The following is a 17747-nucleotide window of genomic DNA, read 5'->3' on the forward strand; positions in this document are numbered from 1 at the left end:
GGCAAGGCTTGCCACCCTCGGCGGGAGCGACAATCACCCCTTACTGGCCTGTGCCGCGTCCCGATCAAATGAACCAACTGACCCTCTTCCTACCCTGCGCCGCCGGCGTTGAAGGTTTCCTGGCCGATGAAGTGCACGGCCTCACGGGCCTGGTCGGCAGTGATTTGCTCACCGTGCGCGCGGGTGTGCGCGTGCGCACCGATTGGGCGGGCGCGCTGCGCCTCAATCTGTACAGCCGCCTGGCGCAGCGGGTGCTGATCGAGCTGGCGCACGGCCCCTATCGCGACGCGGAAGATCTCTACAGGCTCGGCTCAGGCGTGGCTTGGGAAGAATGGTTCACGCCTCGCCAGAGCTTTCGCATCGAGTTGACGGCGCAGCACAGTCCGCTGCAGAGCCTGAATTTCGCGACGTTACGCGTCAAGGATGCCGTGGCCGACCGTTTCCGCCAACGGGGCGGTGTACGTCCCAGCATCGATACGCATGCGCCGAATGTGCGCCTGCATGCCCACCTCACGGTCGACACTGCCACGCTGTACATCGACACCTCGGGCGAGCCGCTGTTCAAGCGCGGTTGGCGCCAGGACAAGGGTGACGCGCCGCTGAAGGAAACCCTGGCAGCCGCCATGTTGGCCGCTAGCGGCTGGTGGCAGCCTGCTACGCGCTCGGTGCAGGAAGTGCCGCTGTATGACCCCTGCTGCGGCAGCGGCACGATCGTCATCGAGGCGGCGCAGATTCAGCTAGGGCTGCCCGCGGGCGGTCAGCGATCCTTTGGTTTCGAGCAATTGAGACCATTTGATCGCGCAAGCTGGCAAACCATGAAAAGCGAAGCCCAAGGCGAGCGCAGGTCTGCCGACGTGCCCGTCTTCGGTAGCGACGTGGCCCACCGCATGGTCGATTTTGCCCAACGCAATGCAGAGCGCGCTGGCGTGGCTGATGCCGTGCAACTGCGCGGCGGCGATGCGCTGCAACGCATGCCGCCAAGCGCCCAACCGGGCGTGATCGTCATGAACCCACCCTATGGTGAGCGTATCGCTGCCGCGGGTGTGGCCGGCCGGGGCCGCGAGGCTTTCCAGAGCGGCACACTGGCGCGCGCGCGGGGAGAAGGGACGGGGACGGCGGCCGAGGTCGACGCCGGCGACGATTTCTTCCGTCAGCTCAGTGCGCATTGGAAGTCACACTACGCGGGCTGGAGTGCCTGGCTGTTGACGCCCGATCTCAAGCTCCCTGGCCGTCTACGGCTGAAGGAATCGCGCCGGGTGCCGATGTGGAACGGTCCCATCGAATGCCGGCTGTTCCGTTTCGATCTGACGGGCCGGGCATCTCCAGTGGCATGACGGCCGAACTGGTACTCGACACCAACGTCGCGCTGGATTTGCTGGTGTTCGCGGATCCTGCCGCCGCGCCGCTGCGGGCCGCATTGTTAGCTGGAGATGCGGTATGGCTGGCCACCGGGCAGATGCGCGCGGAGTTGGCTCGTGTGCTGGATTACCCAAGGGTGGTGCCGCGTCTGGAGGCCAGGGATTTGACCTCGGCTGCAGTCATGGCTGAATTCGATCGGCTTGCCCGCATGGTGGAACCCGCGCCGGTGGCTTCCTGCCGTTGTGCGGACGCCGACGACCAACCCTTCATTGATCTGGCGGTTCAGCGTGGGGCGTTGCTGCTGAGCAAGGACGCCGCGGTACTGGCTTTGAAGCGGGCCATGCGGGCCTTGGGGGCGAGAGTGTTGCCGGCTTGGCCGATTTGAACGCGCTCACAGCGACTTCTTCAACCAGGCTCCAATTTCACCCATGATCCCCCGCCTGAACAATAGCACGCAGACCACGAAAATAGCGCCCTGCACCAACGACACCCAGGAGCCCAGCTCAGCCAGGTAGTTCTGCATGGTGACAATGACCGCCGCGCCTACGACAGGGCCGAAAATGGTGCCAAGGCCGCCCACCAAGGTCATCAGAATGACCTCGCCCGACATGCCCCAGTGCACATCAGTCAACGAGGCGAGCTGAAACACGAGTGCCTTGGTACCGCCGGCCAAGCCAGAGAGCGCGGCCGAGAGCACGAACGCGCGGTGCTTGAATTTGTCAGCGTCATAGCCCAGCGAAATGGCGCGGGGCTCGTTTTCGCGGATCGCCTGGAGCACCTGCCCGAAGGGCGAATGCACGATGCGGTAGATGAGCAGAAAGCCGCCGATGAAAATCGCATACACCAGGATATACATCGATACCGGCTGAGACAGATCGATGAAGCCGAAAAGCTTGCCGCGCGGCACGGCCTGAATGCCGTCCTCGCCACCGGTAAACGGGGCCTGCAGGCTGAAGAAGAACACCATCTGGGCCAGCGCCAGCGTGATCATGGCGAAATAGATGCCCTGTCGGCGAATGGCCAGCAACCCCGCTACCCAGCCGAGGGCGGCTGCGCACACCGTGGCGAACAGGATCGCCAGCTCGGGCGGGAAGCCCCATCTCTTGGCGGCATGGGCCGAGGCGTAGCCCGCGCCACCCAGAAACATGGCATGCCCGAAGGAGAGCAGGCCGCCAAAGCCCAGCAGCAGATTGAAGGCGCAGGCGAAGAGCGCGAAGCACATCACCTTCATCATGAATACGGGGTACACGCCCGCGAAGGGCGCCAAGGCAAATACCGCCGCCATGGCGATGAACACGTTGCGGTGCGTGGTGCTGGCCGCCGGTTCGGTGGTGGAGATGGGCGCGGTCATGGCTTGCCGGTTCTCGCTTACTTCTGGGTGCCGAACAGACCCGCCGGCCGGATCAGCAGCACGATGGTCATGATGATGAAAATGACGGTACTTGACGCCTCGGGGTAGAACACCTTGGTGAGCCCCTCGATCAGCCCTAGGCCGAAGCCCGTGACAATGGCGCCCATGATTGAACCCATGCCGCCGATCACCACCACCGCGAACACCACGATGATCAGATCGGCCCCCATCTGCGGGCTGACCTGATAGATCGGAGCGGCCATCACACCGGCCAGCGCCGCCAGACCCACGCCGAATCCGTAGGTGAGCGTGATCATGCGCGGCACATTAATTCCGAAAGCCTGCACCAGTTGCGGGTTTTCGGTCGCCGCGCGCAGGTAGCCCCCCAGCTTGGTGCGCTCAATGACGAACCAGGTGGCCAGGCAGACCACCAGAGAGGCCACGATCACCCAGCCGCGGTACTTGGGCAGGAACATGAAGCCCAGGTTGATACCACCCGCCAGTTGCTCCGGAATGGCATAGGGCAGGCCGGTAGAGCCAAACTCGTTACGGAAGTAGCCCTGGATCAGCAGCGCCAGGCCGAAAGTCAGCAGCAGGCCGTAGAGATGGTCCAGCTTGTACAACCGCTGCAGCATGGTGCGCTCGATGACCACCCCGACGATGCCCACCAGGATCGGCACCAGCAGCAGAGACCACCAATATCCCAGTCCCAGCTGATTCATCAGCAGATAGGCGCCAAAAGCGCCCAGCATGTACAAGGCCCCGTGGGCGAAGTTGATGATGTTGAGCAGGCCGAAGATGACGGCCAACCCCAGTGAGAGCAAGGCGTAGAACGAGCCGTTGATGAGGCCGATTAGCAACTGCCCCATCATGGCCTGGAGAGGAATACCGAAAACTTCCATGCGCGGTCTCGTTCGTGCCTTGTGGATCGCCTGCCTTGACGGTGGCTAAGTTACTTCTTGGCCACCAGCGGGCAGTTGCCCTCGGCCATCGGGCGGAACGCCTGATCGGCCGGAATGGTCTGCTTGATCTTGTAGTAGTCGTAAGGACCCTTGGATTCGCTCGGCTTCTTGACTTCGAACAGATACACGGGGTGGATCTTGCGGCCGTCGGCGCGGATGCTGCCCTTGCCGAACAACGGATCGTCGGTGGGCATTTCCTTCATCTTGGCTACGACTTTGGTGCCATCGTCGGTCTTGGCGGCATCAATGGCCTTCAGGTAGTGCAGCACGCCTGCATATACCCCCGCGTGATCGGAGGAGGGGTATTTGCCTTTGTTGGCGGCGGCAAAGCGCTTGGTCCAGGCGCGGCTGGCGTCGTTCAGGTCCCAATACCAGGCTTCGGTGATGTTCAGGCCTTGTGCTGCTTGCAGCCCCAGGCCGTGCACGTCGGGCAGGAACACCAGCAGGCCGGCGAGCTTTTGGCCCCCCTTGACGATGCCGAACTCGGATGCTTGTTTGATGGAGTTGATGGTGTCGCCACCCGCGTTCGCCAGGCCGACGATCTTGGCCTTGGAGGCTTGCGCCTGCAGCAGGAAGGAGGAGAAGTCCTGCGTGGCCAGAGGCACCTTCACGCTGCCCACGATCTTGCCGCCGGCGGCCTTCACGACCTCGGAGGTGTCGCGCTCCAGGGCATGGCCGAAGGCGTAGTCGGCGGTCAGGAAGAACCAGGTGTCGCCCCCGCTCTTCACCACCGCGCTGCCGGTGCCGTGCGCCAGCATCCAGGTGTCATAGAGCCAGTGGACCGTATTGGGGGAGCAATCCTTGCCCGTCAGGTCGGAGGCGGCCGAGCCGGTGTTGACGTGGACCTTGCCTTTTTCCTTGGTGACCTCGCTGACCGCCAGGCCCACCGAGGAGGTGGGTACGTCGACGATCATGTCCACGCCATCGGAGTCATACCACTTGCGGGCGATGCTGGAACCGATGTCCGGTTTGTTCTGATGGTCGGCCGAAACGATCTCTACCTTCAGCTTGGATTTGCTGGCCTTCAGGTAGTCTTCCACCGCCATCTTGGCCGCGAGCACGGAGCCCGGGCCGCCAATGTCGGCGTACACGCCCGACATATCGTTCATGACGCCGATCTTGACCACGTTGCCCGAGATCTGGGCCTGTGCCAGACCAGCGGTGGTCAGGCCGAGAGCGGCTATCAGCGAGCACAATAGTTTGCGTTTCATAGGGCTGTCTCCTTTTGTCTAGCAGCGAAAAAAATGCTCTCGTCGGGGCGGAACACGTTCTCAGACCCCCAGGGACTCATGCAGCATCTGCATGTTGTCCTGCAACTCGGCGGAAGAAAGCTCCCGCATGATCAATCCGCGCTCCATGACGTAGAAGCGGTCGGCCAGCGGGGCGGCAAAGCGGAAGTTCTGCTCCACCATCAAGATGGTGAAGCCGCGCGCGCGCAGCGCGTGAATCATGCGGGCCAGCGCCTGCACGATCACGGGCGCAAGGCCCTCCGAGATTTCATCCAGCAGCAGGATCTTGGCGCCCGTGCGCAGAATGCGCGCCACGGCCAGCATCTGCTGCTCACCTCCCGAGAGGCGCCCGCCAGGGCTGTTGCGGCGCGCCTTCAGGTTCGGAAACATGTCATAGATTTCACCGATCTCCATACCGCCCTCGGCGATCCTGGGCGGCAGCATCAGGTTTTCCTCGCAGGTGAGCGAAGTCATGATGCCGCGCTCTTCGGGGCAGTAGCCCAGGCCCAGGCGGGCGATCTGGTGCGGCGCCATGCGCACGGTTTCGGTCCCGTTCACCAGCAGCGAGCCGGTGCGCTTGCCCACGAGACCCATGATGGCGCGCAGCGTGGTGGTCCGGCCGGCGCCGTTGCGGCCGAGCAGTGAAACCACCTCACCCCGCTTCACATCGATGTTCACGCCATGCAGGATGTGCGATTCGCCATACCAGGAGTGCACGTCCTTGAGCTGGATGGCTGGTGTGGATGAAGTGCTCATGTCGGTGACGAGATCCTCAAGCGTGCGAAACAAGGGTTTCGTCCGCGCTTCCCATATAGGCTTCCAGGACCTTCGGGTTGCGCGAGACTTCAGCGTAAGGCCCTTCGGCGATCACCTGCCCGAATTGCAGCACCGTGATCGTGTCGGCGATGGTGCCCACGACCCCCATGTTGTGCTCCACCATCAGCACTGTTCGGCTGGCGGCGACTTTCTTGATGAGCTGTGTGATCATCTCCACGTCTTCCAGGCCCATGCCCTGCGTGGGCTCGTCCAGTAGCATCAGTTGAGGCTCCATGGCCAGGGTGGTGGCAATTTCCAGAGCCCGCTTGCGGCCGTAGGGCAACTCGACGGCCTTGATGTGCGCGAAATCGGCCAGGCCCACGAAACCCAGCAATTCCATGCAGCGGTCATTGAGCTGGTTCAGCGAGCGCTCGGATTTCCAGAAGTGAAACATCGTGCCCAGCGTTTGCTGCAGCGCCACGCGCACGTTCTCCAGCACGCTCATGTGCGGAAAGGTGGAAGAGATCTGGAACGATCTCACCACGCCGCGCCGGGCAATCTGCGCCGGTTTTTCGCGCGTGATGTCATGGCCGTCGAACAGGATCTGGCCGCGCGTGGGCTCGAGGAACTTGGTCAGCAGATTGAAGCAGGTCGTCTTGCCTGCGCCATTGGGGCCGATCAGCGCATGGATCGTGCCCCGCTCTACTTTCAGGCTGACATCGTTGACAGCCACAAAGCCTTTGAACTCCTTGACGAGCCCTCGAGTTTCCAAAATGATGCTTGAACCCATGCGACCCGCTCTCGTAACCCGCTGATTCGTTGGACGAGCGGATTATGTGCGGCGCTTTCTTCCGTGCCGATTGGGGTTTTTACCTGAGAGGGTTCCCCCTTGTAACCAATGTCATGCGGACGACATTTGATGGCGGGCACCACGGTGGTGCAAGCAGCCTCATCTCCCTCCCCCTCTGGGGGAGGGTCGGGGTGGGGGCTTTCACGGTGGGTTGATCTGAACGGCCTTCTGCTTCCTAATGACCTTCAGCTGTTTGATTTGGGGTCGGAGGCCGGGATTGCCCCCGGCAGTGCACCTACTCTTCTTTGCGTCGCCACCGGATGGCCGGCCCCCGGATCGCCGGCCGAAGAAGAGTAGGCAGAAGAAAGGCGACCCCACTGCCCGCGTCCCTGCGCTGCGCTCCGGGCAGCCTGCGATGCTCGGCCAAGGGGCGGTGCTGCAGAACTCGCTTTGTTCACTTCGTTCACGCCGCTCAAACAGCTGCAGCAAGCTAGAGCACGAAGCAAGGGCATCTTGCAGTGCCCTTGCCCTGCGCTTCTCAGCGCGGGCAGAGGGGACCCGTGGCTCGGGCCATCGCTGCGCTCGGCCCTCGAATAGTCAGGCTTCGCTCCGCTCGGCTGTCGAATCTTTTTGACGAAAACGTTACAGCTTTTCGGCCGGTGGGTTCGATGCATCTCCATCCGAAGCGGCCCAGCCCGGCGGCACTTGCGTGGGTGAAGCAGGCGTGGCCGCGGGGGCGGGCGCCTGCTCCGCCGTGACCGGATGCTCCGAGGGCGGCGTCGGTTGCTGCGCGGGCTGCAGCTCGCGCGCCACGTCGCGTGCGGAGGAGGGCGCGCGCCCTTTGTGGCTGACATGCGAATCGCGCAGATCCGGAGGCGCTTCGCTGGCCGCGGGTTCCTGCGGCGCGAAGCTGTGCGCGCTGGCCAGCGGCCAGTACAGACGGAACACGTTCGGTAAATGGGCCAGGTCGTTCAGGATTGCACCGGGCTCCACGCTCGGCAGCAGGGTGGAGAGCAGGCGCACTTCGGTGTCGTCGATGCGCCGGACGATGTGGTGTGTGGTGACTTGAGCGGGGTGCTTCAGGCCGGCGGCCTGCAGCAACTCCTTGAGCGCATGTAGTGTATTGGCATGAAACTGCGCCACGCGAGGCGCCTTGTCGCCCACGACCAAGGCTTTCTGGCGCAACGGATCCTGCGTGGTCACGCCGGTAGGGCAGCGGCCGGTGTGGCAGCTCTGCGCTTGCAGGCAGCCCAGCGCCATCATGTAGCCGCGCGCTGCGTTGCACCAGTCGGCCCCCAGGGCCAGCATGCGCGCTACATCGAACGCAGTGATCACCTTGCCGGCGCAGCCGATCTTGATGCGGTCACGCAAGCCGATGCCCACCAGCGTGTTGTGCACCAGCCGCAGACCCTCCTGCAAGGGGGTGCCCACATGATCGACAAACTCCACCGGCGCTGCGCCCGTACCGCCTTCGGCCCCATCCACCACAATGAAGTCAGGCGTGATGCCGGTCTCCAGCATGGCCTTGGCGATGGCGAACCACTCCCAAGGGTGGCCGATGCACAGCTTGAAGCCCGTGGGCTTGCCTCCCGAGAGGCGCCGCAACTCGGCCACGAACTGCAGCAGGCCGACGGGCGTGGAAAACGCGCTGTGCGTGGCGGGGGAAATGCAGTCCACGCCCACCGGAATGCCGCGTGCGGAGGCGATCTCAGGCGTGACCTTGGCGCCCGGCAGCATGCCCCCATGCCCCGGCTTGGCGCCTTGGCTGAGCTTGATCTCGATCATCTTGACCTGCTGCTCGCGTGCCTGGGCTTCAAAGCGCTCCGGACTGAAGCTGCCATCGGGGTTGCGGCAACCGAAGTAGCCCGAGGCGACTTCCCAGATCAGATCGCCCCCGTGCACGCGGTGGTATTGCGAGATCGAGCCTTCGCCCGTATCGTGCGCGAACCCGCCGATCTTGGCGCCCTGGTTCAGGGCAAGGATCGCGTTGGCTGACAGCGCGCCGAAGCTCATCGCCGAGATGTTGAACACACTCGCGCTGTAGGGTTGCGTACAGGCATCTGTGCCCTCGTGGGGTTGGCCGGGCTGGCCGCCAATCCAGATACGGAAATCGTGCGATTCGATCTTCGTCGGGTGCAACGAGTGATTGATCCACTCATAGCCTTCAGCGCCCACATCCAGTTGCGTGCCGAATGGCCGGTTGTCCGGATCACCCTTGGCGCGCTGGTACACCACCGAGCGCTGCGCCCGGGAAAAAGGCTGTGCCTCCGTATCGCTCTCGATGAAGTACTGGCGGATCTCTGGCCGTATGAACTCCAGCGCGAAGCGCAGGTGCCCCAGCACAGGGTAGTTGCGCAGGATGGCGTGGCGTGTCTGGTTGAGGTCATACACCCCCAGCGCCACCAGCAGGCCAGAGAGGAGGAACCAGAGCCCGCCGCGGCCGAAGGCAATCATCGAGAACAGGCTGAGGATCAGCACGAGCACGCACAGGGCAAGCGTGCTGTAGCGGACGGTGTTGGAAGGCGTCAGGGGTGGTGCGGATGTGGACATTGGCTCTCCGGGGGGCGCGCATGGAGCGCGCCGGGATGGCGAACGGCGGCACAGGTTCAGCCGCGGCGGATGTGGAGAACATCATACGTGTCCGCGATGTCAATGGTCCGAGCCGATCGGCGCGCCTTGATTTGCAAAGATGGGCTGGTGTGATCCCGGCCGCCAGCCCTTCGGCAGATCAGATCAAGCGGCGCGTTGCGCGGCGTGCCGCGCAGCGGCATACCCGAATGCAATGGCCGGGCCGAGCGTGATGCCGGGCCCTGGGTAGAGCCCTGACATGACGGAGTTCATGTCGTTGCCGCAGGCATACAGCCCCTCGATAGGCTGACCGGCATCGTCCAGCACCCGGGCATCCAGATCGGTATGCAGCCCATGGCAGGTGCCGATGTCGCCGGGCTGCAGTGCGATGGCGTAGTAGGGCCCCTGCCCCAGAGGGGCCAGGCAGGGGTTGGGCTGATGGGTGAGATCGCCCAGACACCGGTTGTACGGCGTGGATCCCTTGCCAAAGGCCGGGTCGGTTCCGGATGCCGCAGCGCGGTCAAAATTCTCGACGGTGCGGCGCAGTTGCTCGCCGGGCACTTTCATTTGCGCGGCCAACTGATCGAGCGAATCGCCGCGCAGCATGTAACCCTTTTTCACCAATTGGCGCTGCCAGCCCGCATCAGGATGGGAAAAACCGAAGCAATACCGGTCCAGATGCGCTTGGCTCGACACCAGGAACGCCGCTTGAGAGCCCACGGCGTCCTTCTGCCTCAGCATGGCCTGGGTGAAGTCATGGTAGTTGGTCGACTCGTTCACAAAGCGTTCGCCGCGCGCGTTGACGGCAATGACACCCGGCTTGGAGCGATCCATCATCAGGTGCGGGAAATTCCAGCGGCTGCCATCGGCACGCTGAATCACGGACACCGGTGACCAGAAAGCTGGCGTCGCGGGCAGCGGTCCCATCGCGGCACCTGCTGCCAGTGCCAGCTCGATGCCGTCTCCCGTGGCGGACTCGGGCACGGCGGAGTAGTCGTCAGCGCCTGCGGTGAAGTAGCGCTGGCGAAGCTGGGGGTTGTGGGGATATCCACCTGTGGCCAGCACCATGCCCTTGCGCGCACGCACGGTCATGGGCTGTCCGTTCCGCATGACACGGGCACCTGTGATTCGGCTGCCTTCCTTCAGCAGCTCTGCCACTTGCACGCTACGCCAGACAGGGACCTTCAGCTTCAGCAAGCTTGCGTAAAAGCGCGCCGCCAACGCGTTGCCGACCACCAGGCGCGTGCCCCGCCGCCGCAAGGCAAGCCGGTCCAGGGCATAGCGCGCCACGAGCTTGGCGGTGTGGCTGAATCCGTCCCAGGTACGGAAGCGCGCAAGGATCTTGGTGGCATCGGCCACCGTCACCATCATTCCGCCGAGCACCAGATACTCCGGCGGCGGCGAGCGCACGTCGGCGAAGCGCTTGCCCAGTGCGCGGGCGTCATAGGGCAGTGCTTCAAGGGCGCGGCCGCCCGCGGTGCCTCCCTCGCGCTCGGAGAAATAGTCCGGCGTGGTGGTCCGCAGCAGAAAGGCCACCTCGGATCGGGCTTCGAGATACTCGATGGCGTCTACCGCCAATGCCAGATACCGGCGCAGGCGTTCCTCGTCGAAGCGCTCGCCCAGGCAGGCCTGCAAGTAGGTGAGTGTCTTTTCAAGACTGTCGTTCACCCCGGCGCGCCGGGCCAGATGGCTGCCGGGCACCCAGCATACGCCCCCGGAATAGGCGGTGCTGCCGCCGACCACGTCGGCTTTCTCCAGCACCAGCACGCGCTGGCCTTCAGCCGCCGCCACAATGGCGGCGGTCATGCCGGCCGCGCCACTGCCGACCACGAGCAGATCGACCTCCATCGTTTCTGCCATGGATTAGTCCAACGTCAGGTTCAAAGCCTTGATGATGGGGCCGAAGGCCTTCGCTTCGTTGTCAATGAGCGCCTTGGCCTCGGCGGGTCCACCCGTCAGCGGACGGATGACCATCGTGTTCATGACCTTGCGGACCTCTTCGCTCTCCATCACCACCGCCACCTCGCGCGCCAGGCGCTCGGCCAAAGGCGCCGGCATGCCTTTGGGGCCCACGAGAACCGCATAGGGGTTGGGAATGTTCACAGATGGGAAGCCAGCTTCAGCCAGCGTCGGAATGTCCGGGAATGCCGCCAGGCGCTTGTCGCCGTTGACGGCCAGCGTCTTGACCTGCCCGCTGCGCATGAAGCCGCTCGACGAAGAAGCCTCGCCCACCATGAACTCCACTTGCCCGCTGGCCACTGCGAGGGACTGTGCTGCTCCGCCAGGATACGGAACCTGTGTCATCTTGGCACCCGTTCCGCTCATGAACAGCTCGGAAGCGAGGCGCCCGGCCGACGTGGCGCCAGGGTTGGCGTTGCGCCAGGCGTTGGGGTCTTTCTTGGCACCGTCCACCACCTCCTTGAGCGACTTGACCGGGCTGTTGCCCACGACCTGGAAGGTGTAGGTATACACGCCGATGGGGGCAATGGGCGTATAGCCTTGCGGATCGTAAGGAAGCGTCTTGTAGAAATACTGGTTGGTCGAGTAGGGCTGTCCCAGCGTGTAGAAGAGCGTGTAGCCATCTGGTGCCGCCCCGCCCACCATTTGCGCAGCCGGAATCAGATTGCCGCCGGGCTTGTTGTCCACCAGCACGTTCTGCCCAAGCCGCTTGCCCAGGCCCGCTGCAATCGGCCGAGCCAGCACGTCCAGAGCGCCTCCCGCCGGGAACGGCACGATCAGCCGGATGGGCTTGACGGGATAGTTGTCCTGGGCGCTCGCAGGCAGGGCCGCACCCATGAACGCGGCGCAGGCCAGCATGATGAAAGGAGTACGCATGCTTGTCTCTTTTTGAAAGTGTGGGAGGGATACGTTTTTTTGAGGAACTGGGTGGCCCAGCTCAGTCGACCTGGGCCCCGCTGGCCTTGACCAGCGGTGTCCAGCGGTCTACTTCGCTTTTCATCATGGCGCCGAACTGGCTGGCGCTCTGGGGCAGCGGCCGCATGCCTTGATCCGCAAAGCGTTTGGTCAGATCCGCGCTGGTAATCGCCTTGACGATCGCTGCATTGAGTGCCGTCACGGCTTCGCCCGGTGTGCCTACGGGCGCCACCACGCCAAACCAGACGCTGCCGTCCACACCCTCGACACCTGATTTCGCCATGGTCGGCACACCGGGGAGATTGGCGAAGGGTCGCGGGCTGGCCACCGCCAAGGCCTTGAGCTTGCCACCCTCGATCATGGGGCCGCTGCTCATCATCACGTCAAACATCATGTCCACGCGGCCGGTGACCAGATCCTGCAAGGCGGGTGCCGAGCCCTTGTAAGGCACGTGGATCAACTTCGCACCGGTCCTGGAGGCCATTGCCTGGCCCAGCATGTGGCCTATGGAGCCCAGTCCCTGGGATGCGTAGGTCAACCCTTCGGGCTTGCTGCGGGCCAGCGCGATCAGCTCCTGCACGGAGGTGACCTTGCTGTCCTTGGCGACCACGAGAATCATGGGCGTGTCGACCATGGCGCTCACCGGCACAAAGTCTTTCAGCGGGTTGTAGGAAAACTGGCGGAACAATGTCTGGTTAATGGCGAACATTTCAGTCGCCCCCACGAACAGGGTGTAGCCGTCGGCCTTCGCTTGCTTGACGAGGGAGCCCGCAATCTGGCCGCCTCCGCCAGGGCGGTTGTCTACCAGCACGGGTTGGCCCAGCGTGCCGCTGACATGCTGTGCCACATTGCGTGCGATAGTGTCCGTGGGGCCACCCGGCGCGAAGGGGACCACCAGGGTGATCGCACGCGAGGGGTAGTTGTCGGCATGGGCCGCCATGGAAGCGGCGGCCATAGTGATGCCAAGCAGCCAGCGAAAAATATTCCTGTGCTGAGTTCTCATGATGTCTCCTTAGTCGCTTTTCCCGTCAGGACCGACCGCCGGTCCTGGCATACCGAGAGCCCCATCCACGAACATCACGCCGAAGCCGGCGATCAACGCATTGATGGGCTGATAGTGTCGGAAGCTGCTGCCCCGCACATGGGCGGGCAGGGCGGCCCGCGCGATGAGCCAGGTCTTCGACTCATGCGCAGAGCGGCCAGCCTCTTCCGCGATAGCGGTTTCGGCCAGTCCGTCCAGGGCACCCAGATCGCCGCTTTCTAGCGCGTCCATCCATTGCCTGTCCCACGCGGGGTTCAGGGGCTTGATCGATGGATCGCCCGTCTCCAGGGCTTGCCCGGCAGCGGCGGCAGCATGCATCTTGCGCAGGCGCACCTCTTCCGTGAGGTCGGAGCGCAGGGTGATGCGCTCCCGCACGGCCGGATCAGGGTGATCCATGGTGGGCACCGGTGGCTCATGCGAAAGCCCGCCCGACCCGATCAGCAGCGTGCGCCCGGGCAACTGGCCCAGGAAGCGCCCCAGCGCTTCGCCCAGTTGCCGGCAGCGGCGCACGCGTGGAATGACTGGCGGGGCGACCGCGTTCACGAACACGGGGATCACAGGCGGCGTCTCGAATCCGCCCCACAGCAGTTGCAGAGGCTGCACGAAGCCATGATCCACTTTCATCCGGCGTGAAATGGCAGGGTCGAAGCCTTCATCCAGCAGAAAATCCGCACAGGCGAGCGCAGTGGCTTCATCCACGTTCAGCTTGCCGGTCGGCATCGTGTAGTCGCCCACTGAATCGGCTTCGGTGCCGATGCAGAAAGGCGGCATCAGTTCATTGAAGAATCCGTTGTAGTGATCTGGCGCCACCAGCACTACCCGGTCCGGTGCCCAGCGCAGCACCTCTTCACGGGCCCGCGCCAGCGCGCCCATCAGGTCGGCCTCGGTTTGCGGCGCTAGTGGGGCTACCCCCAGCAGCGGTGTGTGCGACAGGCCCAGGAAGGCGCGCTGCCCAGCCACCGTGTTCAAGCTGTTCCCGGCGCTCATTGAGTAACCTCCGTGCTATGCACTGCGGTGCGAGCTCCCTTCGGATCGGCCCGGCGGGAGCTCATGCAAAGATCTCCTTCGTCCGTTGCGCCAACGAGGGCATGGGCTGGGCCGAAGGCCGCGCAGGGCTGCCGGCCAGATCGAGCACCTTGGCCAGTTCCTTCAGGCAGGCATCCAGCTCGCATGGCATGCACACTGCCGCCACCACGCGGTCGGGGCGGAGCAGGAGAACGGAACCAGGAGCGGTGTCGAACCAGCGGCGCAATTCCCCATCGCGGTCGGCCAGTACCTCGACTCCGGCCGGTACATCGCGGTCCAGGTCCTGGCAAGAGGGGCGAATGACCATCGATGCTGCGCCCAGCGTATCGAGCACGCGGCGCGAGGCCGGGCTGAGCCAGCCATCCACGCTGGCACTCCAGCTGATGAGCGCGAAACGCAGGCCGATCGCGTCGTCCAGCCGCTGGGCTTTGCCCGCCGCATCGGCCACCCAGGGTTGGATGAACATGCGTCCCACGGCAGGCGCCGTCGGGCGGCCCTGGCCGTGCACGATCGCGCCGTTCTGAAAGAAGGGCATCGGCTTGAAGCGCATCTCCGTGATGTAGCGGCGCAAGGGCGGAATCTTCGCGATCAGCGGCGCCAGCAGGTTGCGCACGCCGCGCAGGAGGCCGTTGGCCGGCACGAAAATCTTGCCCACCAGTACCGACAGGTCGATCATGGCCGCCGCATGCGCGTGCCTTTCCTGGGTGTAGCTATCCAGAAGCGCCGGTCCGGCCTTGCCTTGTGCCACCAGGGCCAGCTTCCAGCCCAGGTTGGTGGCATCGCGGATGCCCGTGTTGAAGCCTTGCCCCTGCCACACCGGCATCAGGTGCGCGGCGTCGCCTGCCAGGAACACCCTTCCTTTGCGGAAAGTCGGCGCGATACGCGCGTGGTGGGTATAGACCCGATGGCGAATCACCTTGGCTTCGACGCCCTGAGGCAGCACGCGCCGCAGCAGCGCCTGGATATGTTCGGGCTGGGCATAAAGCGCCTCATCCTTATCCCCCTGCACCATGAACTCGAACCGCCGGATGCCGTGGGGCAGGGCGATGTTCACGTGAGGGAAGCTGTCATCCAGGACCAGGCTCAGGTTGGGCAGGCCGATGGGGTCATTGGCCAGATCCACCACCAGCCATTTGGTGGACTCGCTCTGGCCGTCGAAGGGCAACCCCAGCATGCCGCGCACCGTACTGCGCCCGCCGTCGCAGCCGATCAGGAACTGCGTACGGATGACTTCAGGCTCGCCTACCGGAGAGCCTTGCGCATCGACCGGTTGCGCTTGAATCCTGACGTGATCGCCCAGGTCCTCCACCCCCTGCACGCTGCGCGAGAACGCCAGGCGCACATGCTCGAACCGGTGCAGCGCGTCGGCCAATTGCTTGTCGATCAAGGGCTGAATGAAGCCGCTGCGCCTCGGCCAGCCGAAAGGCTGCGCCAGCGGATTCACCGATGCCAACTCCCGTCCCCGGCGGTCCACGAAGCGCATCGCCTGATGCGGTACCGTGTGGCGCCGGATCTGATCCACCACCCCCACGGCCTGGAAACTGCGCAGAGACTCATCATCCATGCCGACGCCTCGCGGGTAGTCGATCAACTCCGGCAAGGCTTCCAGCACCAGGGTGCGAACGCCGAGCGTGCCGAGATGGTTGGCCAGCGTCAGTCCGCACGGGCCTGCCCCCGCGATCACGACATCCCATGCGAGCGAATTCACCACATTCATACCGTTCTTCGGACAGTGTCAGGCGGCCGCCAAAGGCTGCTCAAGCGGCTGGCCAGACAGGAAGTTGATGTGAATACGGTCGAACGTGGCCGTGTCTTCCCATTGAGGCCAGTGCCCGCAGTTCTCCATGACCACGAATTGCGCGCCCGGAATCATGTCGGCGATACGGCGGCCCTCGCTCACGTCGGCCGTCGGGTCATGCGATGTCCAGAGGACCAGCGTGGGCGCGGCGATGCGCCCGTAGTCTTCAGGCTGGATCAGGTTGCGGGTGCGCGTTTCCATGTCCTGCAGCACCATGGCGTTGGCCATGGCCTGCTTGAAGCCAGGCTGCGCGTAGATGGCCTGGCGGCAAGCGATGAGGTCGTCGGTGGCATGCTCGGGGTGGGCCATCAGCCACTCCACCCGGGCCTTGATGAATTCCCAACTGGGATCCTCGGCCGCGCGGGTCGACAGGGATTTGATGCGTGCCATCACGGTGGGCTCGGCACGAGAGCCGCCCGCGGTGTTCAGAACCACCCGGGCGACGCGGTCGCCGTGGTTGGCCGCCAGGCGTGAGGCGACCCAGCCGCCCAGCGATTCGCCGCTGATGTGCGCCTTCTCCCAGCCTTGGGCGTCCATGAACCGGAGCACATGGTCTACGTAATGGTGGACTTCGTAAGGATGGGTGGGTTTGTCGGACCAACCGTGGCCGATGAGGTCCAGCGACCATGTGTCGAAATACTCCCCGTGGGCGCGGAGGTTGCGCGCATAGGCCTCCGCATGTCCGCCTACGCCGTGCAGAAAGATCAAGGGCGGCAACTCGGCGGAGCCGGAACGCAGGTAGCGCGTACGGATGCCCTTGGCGTCGAACCAGCCTTGGGAATAGGCGGTTTGACTGAGGTCTTGCCACAAACTGGGCTTGGCCGGACTGGACATGTTGCTTGTTCTCCTGGTGAGGGTGCTGAATTGGCGCGTATCTTCCGAGGACGGGCAAGCGCAGTAAACTGAGTGCACTCAGTGCACCTTTGAGTGCGTAAAAACCCCATTCGCGCGTGTTTACCCTGCCCCAGATTCCCTCCGCCAGCCGAGGCCCCTACAAGGAAGTGCGCGGTTTGACGCGTGGCCTGCTGCTGCTCAAGGCGCTGAATGCCGCGCCCGGCGGCATCGCCACCACCACCGAACTTGGCCAGGCCTGCGGCATGCACCGCACCACGGTCAAGCGGCTCATGGAAACGCTGCGCGCGGCAGGCATGGTGCGCCACGGCGAACGTGACGGGCAGTACTACCTCACATTCGAGGTGCGGCGCCTGAGCGAAGGCTTCATGGACGAGGCCTGGGTGTCCCAGGTCGCCACGCCCCTGATGCAGGCTTCCGTGAAAGACCTGCTCTGGCCCTGCGATATCGCGACCCTGGAGGACGGCTTCATGGTGGTGCGGGAATCCACGCACCGTTGGAGCCGTCTGTCACAACACCATGCGCGGTTGGGAGAAAAGCTCCCGCTCTTCGATACGGCCGCGGGCCGGGCCTATCTTGCGGCCTGCACGGACGAGGAACTGGAGGCCGTGCTGGAAATGCTGGGTGAGCTCAAGAGCCCCGTGGGCGAGATGGCTCGCGATCGCGGCCGGATCAACACCATGATCCGCCAGACACGCCAGCGCGGCTACGCCATCAACGAGGGCGAATGGAGCGTAGAGCCGTACTTTGGCGCCATTGCGGTTCCAGTCCTGAGCGGCGGCCGTCTTCTGGCGGCCATCAACATGATCTACCCGAAGGACGCGATTCCTCCTGAGCAACTGAGCACACGCTTTGCGGTTCGGCTTCGCGCGCTGGCGGAGTCGATCGGGAAGAACAGTGCGGTGTGGCTGGAGGGGTAGGCCGCCAGGCTGCATGACAAGAAAGATTACCTGATTTCAGGGATGTTCCGATTTGCAACTTAAGTGTCAAATCCATCTCATGAATGGATCGCTTGTTGTAGAAATGGTTCTTGACAGTAACGATGCGCATGGCTGTCCGGAGCGGGCCGGCATCAGGGAGCGGTGTTCTGACATTGCAAGTTGGATTTGTTGGTGCTGCCTGGTGTGCGCGCTGTTCTTG

Annotated in this window: 15 protein-coding genes; 3 read left to right on the forward strand and 12 right to left on the reverse strand. The window is 64.0% G+C overall.

Going from position 1 to position 17747, the window contains the following annotated elements:
- Positions 1-68: 68 nt before the first annotated feature.
- Both WJU18_RS02855 and WJU18_RS02860 read left to right on the forward strand, forming a co-directional pair.
- The gene (locus WJU18_RS02855) at positions 69-1334 is read left to right on the forward strand and encodes a THUMP domain-containing class I SAM-dependent RNA methyltransferase (RefSeq protein WP_423458674.1); all 1266 of its coding nucleotides are present in this window, start codon (positions 69-71) and stop codon (positions 1332-1334) included.
- The gene (locus tag WJU18_RS02860) at positions 1331-1744 is read left to right on the forward strand and encodes a PIN domain-containing protein (RefSeq protein WP_423458675.1); all 414 of its coding nucleotides are present in this window, start codon (positions 1331-1333) and stop codon (positions 1742-1744) included. Before WJU18_RS02855 ends, WJU18_RS02860 begins: the two co-directional genes overlap by 4 nt.
- 6 nt (positions 1745-1750) lie before the next feature.
- On the opposite strand, the gene WJU18_RS02865 is transcribed toward WJU18_RS02860, so the two are convergent.
- The 12 genes from WJU18_RS02865 to WJU18_RS02920 all read right to left on the reverse strand — a co-directional run bounded on the left by WJU18_RS02865 (position 1751) and on the right by WJU18_RS02920 (position 16589).
- Positions 1751-2710, reverse strand: coding sequence for a branched-chain amino acid ABC transporter permease (locus WJU18_RS02865; RefSeq protein WP_423458676.1), 960 nt, complete (start codon positions 2708-2710; stop codon positions 1751-1753).
- A 17-nt stretch (positions 2711-2727) separates the two neighbouring features.
- Complete coding sequence (locus tag WJU18_RS02870; protein ID WP_423458677.1) at positions 2728-3612, reverse strand: branched-chain amino acid ABC transporter permease; 885 nt, start codon at positions 3610-3612, stop codon at positions 2728-2730.
- A gap of 50 nt (positions 3613-3662) precedes the next feature.
- Positions 3663-4883, reverse strand: coding sequence for an ABC transporter substrate-binding protein (locus WJU18_RS02875; protein ID WP_423458678.1), 1221 nt, complete (start codon positions 4881-4883; stop codon positions 3663-3665).
- Positions 4884-4943: 60 nt separating this feature from the next.
- Positions 4944-5657 (reverse strand): ABC transporter ATP-binding protein, encoded by a 714-nt coding sequence (locus WJU18_RS02880; protein WP_423458679.1) that lies wholly within the window; start codon positions 5655-5657, stop codon positions 4944-4946.
- A gap of 16 nt (positions 5658-5673) precedes the next feature.
- Entirely contained in the window at positions 5674-6447 is a 774-nt protein-coding gene (locus WJU18_RS02885) for an ABC transporter ATP-binding protein (RefSeq protein WP_423458680.1), read from the reverse strand.
- A 642-nt stretch (positions 6448-7089) separates the two neighbouring features.
- Positions 7090-8997 (reverse strand): FMN-binding glutamate synthase family protein, encoded by a 1908-nt coding sequence (locus WJU18_RS02890; protein ID WP_423458681.1) that lies wholly within the window; start codon positions 8995-8997, stop codon positions 7090-7092.
- A gap of 183 nt (positions 8998-9180) precedes the next feature.
- Positions 9181-10875, reverse strand: coding sequence for an FAD-dependent oxidoreductase (locus WJU18_RS02895; RefSeq protein WP_423458682.1), 1695 nt, complete (start codon positions 10873-10875; stop codon positions 9181-9183).
- A gap of 3 nt (positions 10876-10878) precedes the next feature.
- The gene (locus WJU18_RS02900) at positions 10879-11850 is read right to left on the reverse strand and encodes a Bug family tripartite tricarboxylate transporter substrate binding protein (protein WP_423458683.1); all 972 of its coding nucleotides are present in this window, start codon (positions 11848-11850) and stop codon (positions 10879-10881) included.
- Positions 11851-11911: 61 nt separating this feature from the next.
- The gene (locus WJU18_RS02905) at positions 11912-12892 is read right to left on the reverse strand and encodes a Bug family tripartite tricarboxylate transporter substrate binding protein (protein ID WP_423458684.1); all 981 of its coding nucleotides are present in this window, start codon (positions 12890-12892) and stop codon (positions 11912-11914) included.
- 9 nt (positions 12893-12901) lie between these two features.
- The gene (locus tag WJU18_RS02910) at positions 12902-13918 is read right to left on the reverse strand and encodes a 3-carboxyethylcatechol 2,3-dioxygenase (protein WP_423458685.1); all 1017 of its coding nucleotides are present in this window, start codon (positions 13916-13918) and stop codon (positions 12902-12904) included.
- A gap of 61 nt (positions 13919-13979) precedes the next feature.
- Positions 13980-15674, reverse strand: coding sequence for a bifunctional 3-(3-hydroxy-phenyl)propionate/3-hydroxycinnamic acid hydroxylase (locus tag WJU18_RS02915; protein WP_423458686.1), 1695 nt, complete (start codon positions 15672-15674; stop codon positions 13980-13982).
- Positions 15675-15692: 18 nt separating this feature from the next.
- Positions 15693-16589: an alpha/beta fold hydrolase gene (locus WJU18_RS02920; protein WP_423458687.1), complete on the reverse strand. Its 897-nt coding sequence runs from the start codon at positions 16587-16589 to the stop codon at positions 15693-15695.
- Positions 16590-16705: 116 nt separating this feature from the next.
- Between WJU18_RS02920 and WJU18_RS02925 the strand changes: the two genes are divergently transcribed.
- Positions 16706-17527 (forward strand): IclR family transcriptional regulator domain-containing protein, encoded by an 822-nt coding sequence (locus WJU18_RS02925; RefSeq protein ID WP_423458688.1) that lies wholly within the window; start codon positions 16706-16708, stop codon positions 17525-17527.
- Positions 17528-17747: the final 220 nt, after the last annotated feature.

The sequence above is a fragment of the Ottowia sp. VDI28 genome, from assembly GCF_049532675.1.
Classification (GTDB): Bacteria; Pseudomonadota; Gammaproteobacteria; order Burkholderiales; family Burkholderiaceae_C; genus Ottowia.